Below are 13,942 nucleotides of genomic sequence, written 5' to 3' on the forward strand. Positions count from 1 at the left end.
CCTTTCGCGATTCGAAGAAACGCGGAAAGGCTCTCTAGCGGCTGACCGGCGCGGTGTCGCGCGCCTGCCACCACTGCTCCGGGTAGGGGCCGTAGAGGGGCAATTGCGCCGGCCGGCCGATGCGGTTCGTGCGGGCGATCCAGAAGTCCGAGAGGTGGAAGAGGGGAATGACGTAGAAGCCGGAGAGCAGCGTGCGGTCGAGCGCGCGGGCCGCCGCGTCGAACGCCTCCGCGCTGTCTGCGGCCAGCAGCGCGGCGATCATGGCGTCGACCGCCGGCGAGCGGGCGCCCGCGAAGTTGAAGGACGCCTCCCGATCCGCCGATTGCGAGCCCCAGCGGAAGTACTGTTCGTTGCCCGGCGACGGCGACACCGGCCAGGACGCGATGATCATGTCGTAGTCGAAACGCTGGCGGCGACGCTCGTACTGAACCGTGTCGACGAGCCGCACGCGCGTCGCGATGCCGATCCAACGCAGACTGTCGGCCAGGTTGAGAGCCAGCCGCTCCTGCTCGCGGGTGACCACCATGATCTCGATCGTCAGCGGCTCGCCGCTCGGCTGCTTCAGGGCGCTGCCGTCGAGGCGCAGGCCGGCGGCCTCCAGCTGCGTCAGCGCGCGCTGGAAGGCCTCTCGGTCCCGCCCCGTGCCGTCGGCCGAGGCGGGACGCCAGCTGCCGTCCATGATGTCCGCCCGCACGGCGTTTGGAAACGGCGCGAGGAGCTTGCGCTCCAACGGACCGGCCGGCCGTCCCGTGGAGGCCATCGGTGATTCCGCGAAGTAGCTGCTCGTGCGCTCGTAGAGCCCGTAGTAGAGATTACGGTTCACCCAATCGAAGTCGAACAGGTACGATAGAGCTTCGCGGACGCGGATGTCGGTAAACTTGGCACGGCGCGTGTTGAAGACGAATCCCGACATGCCCTTGGGCAACAACGAGCGCGGATGTTCCTTGACAATGCGCCCGTCATTGACAGCCGGGATGTCATAGGCCTGCGTCCAGCGGGCAGGATCGTGCTCAACCCTGACGTCGTAGAGCCCCGCCTTGAACGCTTCGAACAGGCTGTTGGCGTCGCGGTAATAGTCGTAGCGGATCTCGTTGAAGTTGATGGTGCCCCGGTTGACGGGAAGCTCGGCGCCCCAGTACGCAGGGTCGCGCCGGTAGGTGATGCTCTCGCCGGGCTTGACCGTGTCGACCATGTAGGGCCCGGAGCCGACCAGCGGTTTGAACCCGGCAGCGTCGAAGTGCGCCGCGTCCGTCGCGTGCTTGGGCAGCACCGGCATCAGGCCGAGGATGAGCGGCAGCTCCCGGTCGTCGGCCTGGCTGAGGTCGAACCGGATGGTATGCGGATCGATGATCTCGATGCGCGAGACCTTGGCGTAGGAGTTGCGGTAGTTCGGCCGGCCGCTTTTCCTGAGCAGCTCCAGGCTGAACTTCACGTCGTCGGCGGTGATCGGGACACCATCGGAGAATTTTGCGCGGGGGTCGAGCCGGAATGTGACGTAGGAGCGGTCGTCCGGCGTCTCGATCGACCGGGCGATGAGCCCGTACAGCGTGAAGGGCTCGTCGAGCGAGCGCTTCATCAGCGAGTCGATGCTGAGCGTTGCCACCCCGAGCGCGGCTGTGAGCCCCTTCACCGGGAAGGGGTTGAGGCTGTCGAAGGTGCCCGGGACGCCGAGCGTCAGCCGGCCCCCGCCGGCGCCGTCGGGGGCCGCGTAGGACAATCGGTCGAAGCCGGCTTGCAGCCGGGGTTCGCCGTGCATGGCGATGCCGTTGCTCTCGCGCGCGCCGGCTCCAGCCGAGATCGCCAGGGCGAGTGCGACGAGGCCGGCGCGGTACGAAAAGCGGCCAAGTATCAGCATGGACGGATGGAAGGAGGGTTCCGCAAGGACGGCACCGGGCTGGGCGAATCAGGGACGGCCCTCTGTGGCCGCGAACCTGAGCGTTTTCTTGTCGCCCGAATCCGATCAAGTCCTTTCGTGTCGCGCGTTGGCAACGCGCCCGGGCGGGGCGGGGCGAGCACGCCGGCAGTCAAGCGGTCGAGCGCGCGGGCGGCCACCGCCTTGGCGCGCGAGGCCGCGGGCAGGGTCGAGCGCCGAAGGGACTGGAAACGGGGCGGGTTAGGGGGTAAAGGGACCCCAACTTTGTCGGTCATTCATCCGCCTTATTCGCAACCGAAGCACGTCGTGCCGATCGAGGGCGAGCAGGGCGCAGAGGCGCTCTTCGGGTCAATACCGCGGCATACCGCAAAACGGGCTCTTCCTCTGGCAATGATCGACATCAACGACATGTGTAAAGGCGCTCGACGGCGCATGCCTGCGCATTAAACAAGAGCGCACCGGGGTCCGTGCTGTGATCGAAGGGATATCTTGCATGACATTCATCAACAGGTCTGCGCGCCTCGGCGCGGCCCGCGCGGCTGTGGGACTGCTCGCCGCCAGCATGGCCGCGCTGGCTCCGGCCGCAGCATTCGCGCAGCAGAAGAAGCCGGCGGCGCAGCCGGCCCCCGCCCAGCAGCCGGCCCCGGCGCAGCAGCAGGGCGCCCCCTCCGGCCCGACCGTGGTTGCCGTGAAGTCCGAGCCGTCGCAGCCGGACTGGACCAAGGTGTGCGGCAAGGATCCGTCGAACCAGAAGGAAATCTGCTACACCACACGCGACTTCGTCTCCGACCAGGGGCAGCCCGTCCTCGCCGTCGCCGTCTATGACGTGAAGGGCGAGCCGGCGAAGATGATGCGCTTCCTGCTCCCGCTCGGCCTGCTGATCCAGCCGGGCATCCGCGTCACCGTCGATCAGGGCCAGGCCACCGAAGGCCGCTTCGCGCTCTGCTTCCCCAACGGCTGCTTCGCCGAGGTGCCGATCAAGGAAGCCGACATCACCGCCCTGAAGAAGGCGACGACCGTCAACGTCAGCGTCCAGAACCAGGTCGCCAACGTGGTCACCTTCCAGGTGCCGCTGGCCGGATTCCAGAAGGGCTTCGACGGGGCGGCGATCGACCCGAAGGTGCTCGAGGAGCAGCAGAAGAAGCTGCAGGAAGAGCTGCAGAAGCGCAGCGAAGAGATGCGCAAGAAGATGGAGGCCTCGGGCCAGGCAGCACCGGCGGCCGGCGCCGCTCCGGCTCCGACCGTCCCGGCTCCCGCGCCCAAGCAGTAAGGCGACCGCGCTCCGAGGCCGATAGGGCGTCGGGGCGCCACTGCCGGCCGCGCCCGCACGATCGTGCGGCTCGGGTCTTGGCGACGGGTTTTTGCTTTCAAGTCGATGGATGGTCGGGTCAGGCCCGACCATTTCTATTCTCAACGTCACGGTCGGGCTTGACCCGGCCATCCATCCCATGGCGAAGCTTTAGCCCGCGAGGTCGATCCGGGGACCGGTGGCGCCATTGAGCAGCCGCTTGAGGTGATAGCTCGCGAGGCCGTCGAGCGGCCGCTGGCCGACCAGCGCGGCGAAGGCGGCGATCGTGCCTGAATCGTTGCGCTCGAGCTTGGCGAAGGCCTCATGATAGCTGCGGGTCGCGGGATCGGCGAGCGCCGCCTCGGACAGCGGCTCCCACGCTCGCAATGCCTCCGCCTTGCCGCGCAGCAACAGATCGCCGATCGGACGCCCGCCGAAGCCGTCGACCCGATCCGCCAGGTTGGCGCTGACACAGATGCGCGTGCCGAGCGGTTTGTTGGCCGATTCGAGCCGCGCCGCGGTGTTGATGGTGTCGCCGTAGGCCGTGTAGTCGAAAAACCGGCCGCCGCCGAAGTTGCCGACGATGGCAGGTCCCGCATGCGCACCGATCCGTGTGGCGCCCACATCGATCCCCTTGTCGCACGACCAGCGCCTGCGGAACTCTTCGGCGAAGGCATCCAGCTCGAGAGCGCAGGCGACGGCACGGCTGGCGTGATCGGGCTGATCGCCGGGCGCTCCGAACAGCACGTGCAACGCATCGCCGACGATCTTCGCCACGGTGCCCTCGTGCGCGAAGACGATGTCTGTCATGCCGATGAGGTAGTCGTTGAGCAGCGCCGCCAGCACCGTGGGATCGATCGCTTCGACCAGCTTGGTGAAGCCGGTCACGTCGGTGAACAGCGAGGTGACGTCGCGGCGCTCGCCGCCGTTCAACCGCTGGGCGTCGATGGCGAGGCGTTCCGCAAGGTTGGGCGAGAAGTAGCGCGACAGCGCGGCATGGGCGCGCTCGGCGTCGAGCTGCCGCTGGCGCGCCTCGCGGATGCGGGTGATATGGCGCAGCGTCTTGTCGATCGTCGTCTCGAGGTCGGTAAAGTCGATCGGCTTGGTGACGAAGTCGAACGCACCGCGATTCATGGCGGAGCGGATGTTGGCCATGTCGCCGTAGGCGGAGACGATGACGGTCGAGACATCCTCGTCGGTCTGCTGCAGGCGCTCCAGCAGGGCGAGTCCATCCATGCGCGGCATGTTGATGTCGCTCACCACCACATCGATGCCGACGTGGCTCTCGATCAGGGACAGCGCTTCGACGCCATCGTGCGCGAACAGGAAGGCAAGCTGGCCGGCGCGGATCTGGCGCCTGAACCGCTGCAGCAACAGGGGCTCCAGGTCCGGCTCGTCGTCGACGACGAGGATCGTGATCACGGCAGCTGTCCGCTTCCACCTACCCGTGCGTCGATCTCGCTGCGCAACGCCAGAAAGTCGATCGGCTTGGTCAAAAGCTCGTCGGCACCGCGCGCCAGCGCGACCTCCCGCGTGCGCGCGTCGCCGTAGGCGGTGATCATTACGATCGGCAGATCGGGCCGGACCTCCTTCGCGCGGGGGACCAGATCCAGGCCGCTCATGCCGGGCATGTTGATGTCGGAGACGAGCAGGACGGGGCGTTCGCCGTCGGCGTCGATGAGCTTGCGCAGCGCCTCTTCGCCCGACAGCGCGAAATCCATGACGAACCGCCCGGCGCGCAGCTCGCGGCGAAACTGCTGCCGGAACAGCATCTCCACGTCCTTTTCGTCATCGACGATCAAGATACACGCGCTCACTTGCGTCTCCTCGCCTGCGGCTGCGCTGCGGCGCCGCGCGGCAGCCTGACGACGAATTCCGTGAACGAGCCGGGCTCGGTTTCGACCTCCAGAGTGCCGCCGTGTTGCTTCACGACGATATCATAGCTGAGCGAAAGCCCGAGGCCCGTTCCTTCACCGGCCGGCTTCGTCGTGAAGAACGGGTTGAAGATCTTAGCCTTAACCTCCGCAGGTATGCCTACGCCGTTGTCTCGCACGCGGATCTCTACCCGGTCACCTAAATTTTTCGTGGCGACCCGCAACGCCGGCTCGAAGCCGGGCTCGGCCGCCTTCTTGCGCTGCTGCGACGCATAAAAGCCGTTGCCGATCAGATTGATCAGAACGCGGATGAATTCCTGCGGATAGAGCTCCACGGCGCCGATCGTCGCGTCGAAGGAGCGCTCCAGCGTGACGTTGAAACCCTGCTTCTCCGCTCTGGCACCGTGATAGGCCAGGTTGAGGCTCTCCTCGACGAGAGCATTGAGGTCCACCGCGCGGCGCTCGCCGACGCCCTCGCGCGAATGCAGCAGCATGTTCTTGACGATGGAATCGGCGCGTTTGCCATGCTCGACCACCTTGGCGAGGTTGCCCTCCAGCATGTCGCCGATGTCGTCGACCTCCGTCTTGGTTTCCTTGTCGAGCTTTACGCCGGTCAGCAGGCTGCGCAGCTCGCGCACCAGATCGGCCGACAGGTCGGCGAAGTTGTTGACGAAATTGAGCGGGTTCTTGATCTCGTGCGCAATGCCGGCGGTGAGCTGGCCGAGCGAGGCAAGCTTCTCGCGGGTGACCAGCTGGGCCTGTGCCGCCTGCAGACCGGTCAGCGCCACCTCGGCCTTGTCCTTGGCGAGCTTGAGCTCGCGCTGGTCGCGCTGTTGCATGAGCAGCAGCACGATGCCGCCCGCCGCCGCGGCCACGAGGTAGACCAGCAGGTATTTGAAGGCGAAGATGTTGGCCTCGATCGGCTGGACGACCGTGATCTCCTGAATGCCGCGGACGTCGCCGACCTTCCAGTCGGTCTTGGGGCTTTGCGGGTGCGCGTTGTGGCAGTTGACGCAGGCCTGCCCCATGATGATCGGGGTGGCGATCCGCACCTGGCGGTCGAACACCGAGCCGCTGACCTCGGAAACGGTCTCCTTGGGATGGCGCCGCAGCTCGGCGAGGGCATCTGTTTCGAATGCGTCGAGGCTGTAGGGCTTGCGGCCCTGGAACGGCAGGTCGGAAATGAAGGCGTAACGGACGTTGCCATCGCGGCTGCTGATCATGCGGCCGAGCTCGATCGACAGGGTCGCCGGGATGGGGATAGCGTGATCGATGTCCTTGTAGTTTTCAGTGATCCGCACGGTGCCGGGGGCGGATTGGATGCGGGCCACCACATCGCTGGCGTAGAACGCGCGCATATCGTCGATGACCCGCCCGACCTCGCCGGCCTGGCGGCGCAGCATGTTCTCCGACAGGGAGCGCAGATCGAGCCAGACCGCAACGGGCAGCCCGGCCAGGGCGAGCAGTATCAGGATGATCGCGAAGCGACCGGTTCTGATGTGGCTGAGAGCATGTGTCACTGCCGCACCCCTGGCGCTTCCCCGGCGCATCGCCCGCTCAGACGTCGTCATCTAACCGAACTTTTGCCCGCCCCTTCCGATCGAGTAGTCCCTCCCCAACCGGGAGCGCGCGCTAGATCATGATCGTCAATTATGGACGCCCCGGGGCGTCGCGCCGTCAATGGGCGTGGTTGGAGCGTGCCCGATAGGAGCCGTCGTTGTCGCGTTCGAACATCTCATCGATGCGCGGATGGCGCACCGGATTCCCGGTGGTGTCGGGCAGCAGGTTCTGTTCGGAGACGTAGGCGACGTACTGGGTTTCGGCGTTCTCGGCGAGCAGATGGTAGAAGGGCTGGTCTTTGCGCGGCCGCACCTCTTCGGGGATCGACTGCCACCATTCCTCGGTGTTGTTGAATTCCGGGTCGACGTCGAATATCACGCCCCGGAACGGGTAGACGCGGTGGCGGACCACCTGCCCGATGGCAAACTTGGCGGCGCCGAATTTCATCGCCTAATCTCCGCTCTTGTCCGAACCAGCGCGGCGGGTCTGAAGGTCCGGGCCCTCGCACGGCCTCGGCGCGCAGGACCTTCAGATCGAACAAGCCACACTCGAATCATATCTTACGCGCAGGTCCCGGGCGACGCCGAAGGCGTTCCCGGCGATTGGCGCCGTTGCGACGCGCCCAAATCAAAGCCCGTAGAGGGCAGCGTAGTCGCTATCCTTGGAGGCAACCAGACGCGCCAAGTCGACGATGACCTTGGCCTGCTTCCAGGTGGCGTCGTCCTGCATCTTGCCGTCAATCATCACCGCGCCCGTTCCATCCGGCATGGCCGCGAGGATGCGCTTGGCGAAGTCGACCTCGCCCGGGTCAGGGCTAAACACGCGCTTGGCGATTGAAATCTGAGTCGGGTGCAGACTCCAAGCCCCGGCGCAGCCGAGCAGGAACGCGTTGCGGAACTGCGCCTCGCAGGCGTCCAGGTCGGCAAAGTCGCCGAACGGGCCGTAGAAGGCCTTGATGCCGTTGGCCTGGCAGGCGTCGACCATGCGAGCGATGGTGTAGTGCCACGGATCCTGTTGAGCCGACTGGCGCGGCGCGTCGCCGCCGGGATCGGACAACACCTTGTAGTCTGGGTGGCCGCCGCCAACGCGTGTCGTCTTCATGCCGCGCGAGGCGGCGAGGTCGGCCGGGCCGAGGCTGATGCCGTGCATGCGCGGCGACGCCTGCGCGATCGCCTCTACGTTCTTCACGCCCTCGGCGGTCTCGAGGATGGCGTGGATGAGGATCGGCTTGGTGACGCCGCGCCTGGCTTCCAGCTGTGCCAGCAACTGGTCGAGATAGTGGACGTCCCAGGGCCCCTCTACCTTGGGCAGCATCATGACGTCGAGCTTGTTACCGGCGGCCGCGACAATCTCGGTGATATCGTCGAGCACCCACGGGCTGTTCAGGCAGTTGATGCGCGTCCACAGACCGGTCGTGCCGAAATCGGTCTCCTCCGCCATCTTGATGAAGCCGGCCCGCGCGGCCTCCTTGGCGTCGGCGGGAATGGCATCCTCCAGGTTGCCGAGCACGACGTCGACCTGGCGGACGAGCTCCGGCACCTTGGCGCGCATCTTGTCGTTGTGGGGCGGGACGAAATGGATCATCCGCTCCAGCCGCACGGGAAGTTCGCGGAACGGCTCGGGCGCTCCGATCGCCAACGGACGGTAGAACTGGCGCGGCAGTTTCATGGAGCGCTCCCTTGTCGCCGCGGGCGGACGGCCCGCGGTGTGATCGATCGAGGTGTGCGATAGGCGAGGTCGAGGCCGCAGTCCAGCCCGCTCGCCGGCGTGGCGCCGTCCGCAGCCGGCAGCGCTGCCTGTAGCGGGCGTGCCGCTGCCCGCAACCAAGCGGCTACGAGGCAAAACCCGCGCCAGCGCGCCGCATCAGGCTGGGCAGGCCGAGCCGCGGCGCCAGCCCCTCGCGCATCACCAGCCGGCGCAGCGGCCCGGCGGCATCGAGCGTCAGCATGGCCGCGCCGCGCACCAGATCGAGCGGCAGCATGTCCAACAGCAGCGAGCGATTCAGCGCGTCGATGACGCCTGTGCGCGTGCGCGCATCGACGAGCCTGCCGCGCGAGAACCTGGACATGGCGGTGGCGTCGGCGATCGCTTGCCCCCGCGACCGGGCGTCGACGATCACATCGCGCAGCGCGGCAACGTCTCGGAGGCCCAGGTTGAGACCCTGGGCCCCGATCGGCGGGAACACGTGGGCGGCTTCGCCGACGAGCGCGGCGCCGTGGCCGGCAAAGCGGGCCACGGACAGCCCCTGCATGGGCACGACGCCGCAGTGCCCCTCCAGCGTCATGGCGCCTAGCATGGATTGCGCCTGGCGCTCGACTGCGGATGCAAGCTCATCGGCGGTCATCCGGCGCAGGCGCCTGGCTTGGTAGGGCGGGCAGACCCAGACCAGGCTGGAACGCCGGCCCGGCAGCGGCACGAGCGTGAAGGGGCCGCCGCGCGTGTGCAGCTCCGTCGAGGTGTCGCGGTGCGGCCGCGCGTGCGCAAAGATGGCCGTCAGCGCCGTCTGCCGGTAGGTCCAGGTCCGCACGGCGACGTCGAGCGCGTGGCGCACCAGCGACTGACGCCCGTCCGCTCCCACCACGAGGGGCGGCTCGAGCGTGTCGCCGTCCGCCAGCGTAAGCCTGAGGCCGGCTGCGTGTGAATCGGCAGCGGCCAACGGCGCATCCCGGATCGTCAGCCGCGGCGTGGCTCGCGCGACCTGGGCCAGCCCGTCGACGAGCGCCGCATTCTCGATGTTGTAGCCAAATGCGTCGAGCCCGATCTCGCTGGCATGGAAGGTGAGGGGGGGGGGCGCAAACAGGCTGCCGGTCGCATCGACGATGCGCATGCATGTCATCGGCGCTGCTGCCGGCGCCAACTGGCGCCAGGCGCCGATGGCGGCGAGGAAGGTGACGGAGCCGTCCAGCAGCGCCACGGTGCGGCCATCCGCCTGCCCGCTCGGCCGGCCGATCAGCACCGTATCGAAGCCGTCGCGGGCGAAGGTGATGGCGGCGGCGAGGCCGGTGGCGCCGGCGCCGACGACAGCGATATGCGCAGGTCGCTCGTTCATGGGCTCAGCCATAGTGATTTTCCCGTCACGGCGGAAGCCGACCGTGGCGGACGCCCTTTTCAAGAGCAATCCGCTCGCCCATGTTCAGGCGGATTTTCTGACGGGAGGACTTATGTTCGGATGGATGGCCGAGCCGGCAGGCTGGGCGGCGCTGCTGACCTTGAGCGCGATGGAGATCGTGCTCGGCATCGACAACGTCGTCTTCATCTCCGTGCTGGTTGCACGGCTGCCGCCGGCCCAGGCCGAGCGAGCCCGGCGCATCGGCCTGGCTTTGGCGCTCGTCTTCCGTGTGGCGCTGCTGTTCACGCTGACGGCGATCATGAAGCTCACCGAGCCGGTCTTCACTGTCCTGGGCGAGGGCGTCTCCTGGCGTGACATCATCCTCCTCGCCGGCGGCCTGTTTCTCATCGTCAAGGCGACCCATGAGATCCATGTCTCGATGGAGGGTGATCATGGTGTCGAGGCGCATCGGCAGGCGCCTAACATGTTCCTGGCCGCCATCGCCCAGATCGCCGTCATCGATCTGGTGTTCTCCATCGATTCGATCGTGACCGCGATCGGCATGGCCGACGATGTGTCGATCATGGTCACCGCCGTCGTCATCGCCATGATCGTCATGTACGCCGCCTCCGGCGTCGTGGGCCGCTTCATTGCCGCGCATCCCACCACCAAGATGCTGGCCTTGTCCTTCCTGATCCTGATCGGCGTCTCGCTAGTTGCCGAGGGGAGCGGATTTCACCTGCCGCGCGCCTATATTTATTGCTCGATGGCGTTCGCAGCCGCGGTGGAGGCGATCAACATCCTGGCCGGACGCAAGCGCAAGAGCCCCGGAACGGGGGCGCCGCATGCGGTGGGCGAAGACACCCGTGCCAACTGACAACCGAAGGCAACTCCCATGACCAAGGCCATTCGCGTTCACCGCACCGGCGGTCCCGACGTCCTCTCCTATGAGGACGTAACCGTCGGCGAGCCGGGGCCGGGCGAGGTCCGCGTCAGGCACATGGCGATCGGGCTGAACTTCCTCGACATCTATTATCGTACCGGGCTCTACCCGATGGCGTTGCCGTTCACACCCGGCAACGAAGGGGCAGGCGAGATCGTCTCCGTCGGGGAGGGCGTCTCCGAGTTCGCGCCGGGCGATCGCGTCGCTTATGTCGGGCCGCTTGGTTCTTACGCGGAGGAGCGCATCCTTCCCGCGCAGGTCGTGGTGAAACTTCCCGGTGCCATCGACTTCGAGGTGGCGGCGGCGATGATGCTTAAGGGCATGACTGCCGAGTTCCTGCTGCACCGCACCTTCAAGGTCGGCCCCGGGCACACGATCCTGTTCCATGCGGCTGCGGGCGGAGTCGGCCTTATCGCCTGCCAGTGGGCCAAGCACTTGGGCGCCCGCGTCATCGGAACCGTCGGCTCGCCCGACAAGGCCGAACTCGCCCGTCAACACGGCTGCGACCACGTCATCCTTTACCGGGAGGAGGATTTTGCGTCCCGAGTCCGAGAGATCACCGAAGGTGCGGGCTGCGACGTCGTCTACGACAGTGTCGGGAAGGCGACTTTCCCGGCGTCCCTCGACTGCCTGAAACCCTTCGGCACTTTCGTCAGCTTCGGCAACGCGTCGGGACCGATCGAGGGCTTCAACGTCGCCCTCCTCGGCCAGAAAGGCTCTCTCTACGCCACGCGGCCGACCCTGTTCACCCATACGGCCGATCGCGCCAGCCTGGTCGACATGGCGACGAAGCTCTTCGAGGCCGTCGAGAGCGGGATCATCAAGATCATGATCAGCGCGCGCTATCCGCTGGCCGCCGCGGCCGAGGCCCAGCACTCGCTCGAAGCGCGCGCGACCACTGGAGCCACGGTGCTGCTGCCGGCGTGAGCCCATCAAGGAGAAGCACGGGTTAGGCCTCCCCGCGCCCGTATCACCCGCGTGGCATCCGCCGCGCGGTCGATGGGAATCAGACCAGGCTGCCAAACAGGTCGTACTCGTCGGCGCGGTCGATGCGGACGGTGACGACGTCGCCGGTCCGCATCGGCCGCCGGCCGGTGACATGGACGACGCCGTCAATCTCCGGCGCGTCCCACGGCGAGCGTCCGCGTGCCTGCTGGGCGCCGCCGGCATCGATAATGACCGGGATGCGGCGGCCGACCCTGGATTTCTGACGCGCGGCGCTGACGGCCCGCTGGGCGGCCATGAAGCGATGCCAGCGCTGCTCCTTGATCTCCTCTGGCACCGAATCGGGCAGATCGTTGGCGGGGGCGCCGGCTACCGGCTCGTATTTGAAGCAGCCGACTCGATCGAGCCGCGCCTCCTTCAGCCACGCCAGCAGCAGCTGGAAATCCTCTTCGGTCTCGCCGGGGAAGCCGACGATGAACGTCGAGCGGATGGCGAGGTCCGGGCAGATCTCCCGCCAGGCACGGATCCGATCGAGGCTCCTGTCCTGGTGGGCCGGGCGCTTCATCGCCTTGAGCACCCGCGGTGACGCGTGCTGGAAAGGGATGTCGAGATAGGGCAGCACCTTGCCGTCGGCCATCAGCGGCAGCACCGCGTCGACGTGCGGATAGGGATAGACGTAGTGGAGACGCACCCATACGCCGAGCTCACCCAAGGCGGCGGCGAGATCCGCGAACTGGGCACGCAGTTCGCGTCCCTTCCAGGTGCTCGTCGCATAACGCAGGTCGACGCCATAGGCGCTGGTATCCTGCGAGATCACCAGCAGCTCCTTGACCCCCGCGCCCACCAGCCGTTCGGCCTCGCGCATTACGTCGGCGGCGGGCCTGCTCACCAGGTCTCCGCGCAAGTGGGGGATAATGCAGAAGCTGCAGCGATGGTTGCAACCTTCTGAAATCTTTAGATAAGCGTAGTGCCGTGGCGTCAGCTTGACACCCTGCGGCGGCACCAGATCGACGAACGGGTCATGCCGCGGTGGGGCCGCCGCGTGGACTGCGCCGATCACGCTTTCGTACTGCTGCGGGCCCGTGATGGCGAGCACGTCCGGGAAGCGCGCGCGAATCGGCTCAGGCTGCGCGCCCATGCATCCGGTGACGATCACGCGGCCATTCTCACCCATGGCCTTGCCGATCGCCTCGAGCGATTCGGCTTTGGCGGAGTCGAGAAAGCCGCAGGTGTTGACGATGACGAGATCCGCGCCTTCGTGAGTCTTGCTGAGCTCGTAGCCCTCCGAGCGCAGGTGCGTGACAATCCGCTCGGAATCGACCAGCGCCTTGGGGCAGCCGAGGGACACGAAGGAGATGCGGGCGGGAGCGTTCATGCGATCGTCTGGAGCTAGGTGCGGCGAAGGTGCGCCGTGTGAACGGCAATTGCAGCATTTTCGTAGCGCAGTCGCGGGAGCGGCGGGTCATGGAGCCCGAACGCCAACGCCAAAGCAGATGGGCCCGGCGACATCGTCGCCGGGCCCATCCGTAGGCTAGAGCGGTGTGCTCTGAAGCTCGTTCGTGCCTTAGAACTTGTAGTTCAGGCCGACGCGGACGACCGCGAACTCGTTGTTCTTGCTGCCGCTGCTGTAGTAGCCGGTGGCCAGCGGCAGACCCGGCAGGTAAACGTCGCTGTTGCCGCGGTCGAGGCTGACATACAGGCCTTCGATCTTGGCAGTGATGTTGTCGGTGAAGGCGTACTCAAGACCGCCGCCGACCGTCCAGCCGGTCGCGGTGTTGTCGCCGTTGCCGCCGTAGTAGGCGCCACCGTAGCCGTAGTTGTTGCCGAAGTAGGCGCTGTTGTTGTTGCCGCCGCCGCCGTAAGCGAAACCGCCGGTGGCGTAGATCAGGGCGCGGTCGAAGGCGAAACCGGCGCGGGCACGCACGGTGCCGAACCAATCCATGCCCTGGTTGCCGTAGCCGTAGTTGTTCTTGCCGCCGAGGTCAGCGTACTGGATGTCCGCTTCGGCGCCGATCACGAACTGGCCGATCTGGTAGTTGTAGCCGATCTGACCACCACCAGCGAAGCCGCCGTCGCTGCCGCCGTCACCGTAGTAGCCGTAGCCCGGGTAGCCGCCGTAGCCATAGTAGCCGGGATAACCGTACAGGCCGGCATTGTCGTCGTTGTTGGTGTTCCAGGCGTAGCCGGCGTTCACGCCGACGTAGAAGCCGGTCCAGGTGAACACAGGAACGATCACGACCGGTGCGGCCGGCTCGTACTTGCGCGAGGGCAGATCGGCAGCGAGGGCGGTGCCGCCCAGAGCGACCAGGCTAACGGTGGTCAGAAGAACTTTGCGCAGCATCTTGGCTCCCCATTCAATCGGAATTCACAACCCCGCCGAAGCGGCTTGATGGTTGAGTAGCATAGGTCG

General features: G+C 66.7%; 11 protein-coding genes and 2 pseudogenes. 3 read left to right on the top strand and 10 right to left on the bottom strand.

Annotated features, from left to right (window positions below; genetic code table 11):
• Window positions 1-34 precede the first annotated feature (34 nt).
• Window positions 35-1,855 carry an extracellular solute-binding protein gene (locus IEW34_RS06485; RefSeq protein ID WP_188608333.1) on the bottom strand — a complete coding sequence of 607 codons (1,821 nt, stop codon included), beginning with the start codon at window positions 1,853-1,855 and terminating at the stop codon, window positions 35-37.
• A 511-nt stretch (window positions 1,856-2,366) separates the two neighbouring features.
• On the opposite strand from IEW34_RS06485, the gene IEW34_RS06490 reads away from it, so the two are divergent.
• Complete coding sequence (locus tag IEW34_RS06490; RefSeq protein WP_188608334.1) at window positions 2,367-3,143, top strand: invasion associated locus B family protein; 777 nt, start codon at window positions 2,367-2,369, stop codon at window positions 3,141-3,143.
• Window positions 3,144-3,332: 189 nt separating this feature from the next.
• Here the strand turns inward: IEW34_RS06490 and IEW34_RS06495 are convergent, their stop codons facing one another.
• The 7 genes and pseudogenes from IEW34_RS06495 to IEW34_RS06525 form a co-directional block, all read right to left on the bottom strand.
• Window positions 3,333-4,583: an adenylate/guanylate cyclase domain-containing protein gene (locus IEW34_RS06495; RefSeq protein ID WP_188608335.1), complete on the bottom strand. Its 1,251-nt coding sequence runs from the start codon at window positions 4,581-4,583 to the stop codon at window positions 3,333-3,335.
• A complete protein-coding gene (locus IEW34_RS06500; protein WP_188608336.1) occupies window positions 4,580-4,978 on the bottom strand; it encodes a response regulator in 399 nt (132 codons plus the stop codon). Before IEW34_RS06500 ends, IEW34_RS06495 begins: the two co-directional genes overlap by 4 nt.
• Window positions 4,975-5,886: pseudogene (locus IEW34_RS06505) on the bottom strand (sensor histidine kinase); the annotation flags it as partial. The pseudogene IEW34_RS06505 and the gene IEW34_RS06500, both read right to left, overlap by 4 nt.
• Before the next feature lie 90 nt (window positions 5,887-5,976).
• Window positions 5,977-6,606: pseudogene (locus tag IEW34_RS30465) on the bottom strand (Tll0287-like domain-containing protein); the annotation flags it as partial.
• Window positions 6,607-6,712: 106 nt separating this feature from the next.
• Window positions 6,713-7,042, bottom strand: coding sequence for a heat shock protein HspQ (gene hspQ / locus IEW34_RS06515; RefSeq protein ID WP_188608337.1), 330 nt, complete (start codon window positions 7,040-7,042; stop codon window positions 6,713-6,715).
• A gap of 180 nt (window positions 7,043-7,222) precedes the next feature.
• Complete coding sequence (locus IEW34_RS06520) at window positions 7,223-8,263, bottom strand: HpcH/HpaI aldolase/citrate lyase family protein (RefSeq protein WP_188608338.1); 1,041 nt, start codon at window positions 8,261-8,263, stop codon at window positions 7,223-7,225.
• A 163-nt stretch (window positions 8,264-8,426) separates the two neighbouring features.
• Window positions 8,427-9,644: a UbiH/UbiF family hydroxylase gene (locus IEW34_RS06525; RefSeq protein ID WP_188608339.1), complete on the bottom strand. Its 1,218-nt coding sequence runs from the start codon at window positions 9,642-9,644 to the stop codon at window positions 8,427-8,429.
• A gap of 112 nt (window positions 9,645-9,756) precedes the next feature.
• On the opposite strand from IEW34_RS06525, the gene IEW34_RS06530 reads away from it, so the two are divergent.
• Entirely contained in the window at window positions 9,757-10,521 is a 765-nt protein-coding gene (locus tag IEW34_RS06530) for a TerC family protein (RefSeq protein ID WP_188608658.1), read from the top strand.
• Window positions 10,522-10,539: 18 nt separating this feature from the next.
• Window positions 10,540-11,514, top strand: a complete 975-nt coding sequence (locus tag IEW34_RS06535) for a quinone oxidoreductase family protein (RefSeq protein WP_188608340.1) — start codon at window positions 10,540-10,542, stop codon at window positions 11,512-11,514.
• Window positions 11,515-11,593: 79 nt separating this feature from the next.
• Here IEW34_RS06535 and rimO read toward each other — a convergent pair whose 3' ends face one another.
• Both rimO and IEW34_RS06545 read right to left on the bottom strand, forming a co-directional pair.
• Window positions 11,594-12,907, bottom strand: coding sequence for a 30S ribosomal protein S12 methylthiotransferase RimO (gene rimO, locus IEW34_RS06540; RefSeq protein WP_188608341.1), 1,314 nt, complete (start codon window positions 12,905-12,907; stop codon window positions 11,594-11,596).
• 189 nt (window positions 12,908-13,096) lie between these two features.
• The gene (locus tag IEW34_RS06545) at window positions 13,097-13,873 is read right to left on the bottom strand and encodes an outer membrane protein (protein ID WP_308424367.1); all 777 of its coding nucleotides are present in this window, start codon (window positions 13,871-13,873) and stop codon (window positions 13,097-13,099) included.
• Window positions 13,874-13,942 lie beyond the last annotated feature (69 nt).

It is taken from the genome of Chelatococcus reniformis (genome assembly GCF_014640075.1).
Lineage (GTDB): Bacteria > Pseudomonadota > Alphaproteobacteria > Rhizobiales > Beijerinckiaceae > Camelimonas > Camelimonas reniformis.

What these genes read in the sequence shown, in the direction of transcription:
- IEW34_RS06485 (WP_188608333.1), bottom strand. Translation starts at nt 1,855, where the DNA reads ATGCTGATACTTGGCCGCTTTTCGTACCGCGCCGGCCTCGTCGCACTC.
- IEW34_RS06490 (WP_188608334.1), top strand. Translation starts at nt 2,367, where the DNA reads ATGACATTCATCAACAGGTCTGCGCGCCTCGGCGCGGCCCGCGCGGCT.
- hspQ (WP_188608337.1), bottom strand. Translation starts at nt 7,042, where the DNA reads ATGAAATTCGGCGCCGCCAAGTTTGCCATCGGGCAGGTGGTCCGCCAC.
- IEW34_RS06520 (WP_188608338.1), bottom strand. Translation starts at nt 8,263, where the DNA reads ATGAAACTGCCGCGCCAGTTCTACCGTCCGTTGGCGATCGGAGCGCCC.
- IEW34_RS06525 (WP_188608339.1), bottom strand. Translation starts at nt 9,644, where the DNA reads ATGAACGAGCGACCTGCGCATATCGCTGTCGTCGGCGCCGGCGCCACC.
- IEW34_RS06530 (WP_188608658.1), top strand. Translation starts at nt 9,757, where the DNA reads ATGTTCGGATGGATGGCCGAGCCGGCAGGCTGGGCGGCGCTGCTGACC.
- IEW34_RS06535 (WP_188608340.1), top strand. Translation starts at nt 10,540, where the DNA reads ATGACCAAGGCCATTCGCGTTCACCGCACCGGCGGTCCCGACGTCCTC.
- rimO (WP_188608341.1), bottom strand. Translation starts at nt 12,907, where the DNA reads ATGAACGCTCCCGCCCGCATCTCCTTCGTGTCCCTCGGCTGCCCCAAG.
- IEW34_RS06545 (WP_308424367.1), bottom strand. Translation starts at nt 13,873, where the DNA reads ATGCTGCGCAAAGTTCTTCTGACCACCGTTAGCCTGGTCGCTCTGGGC.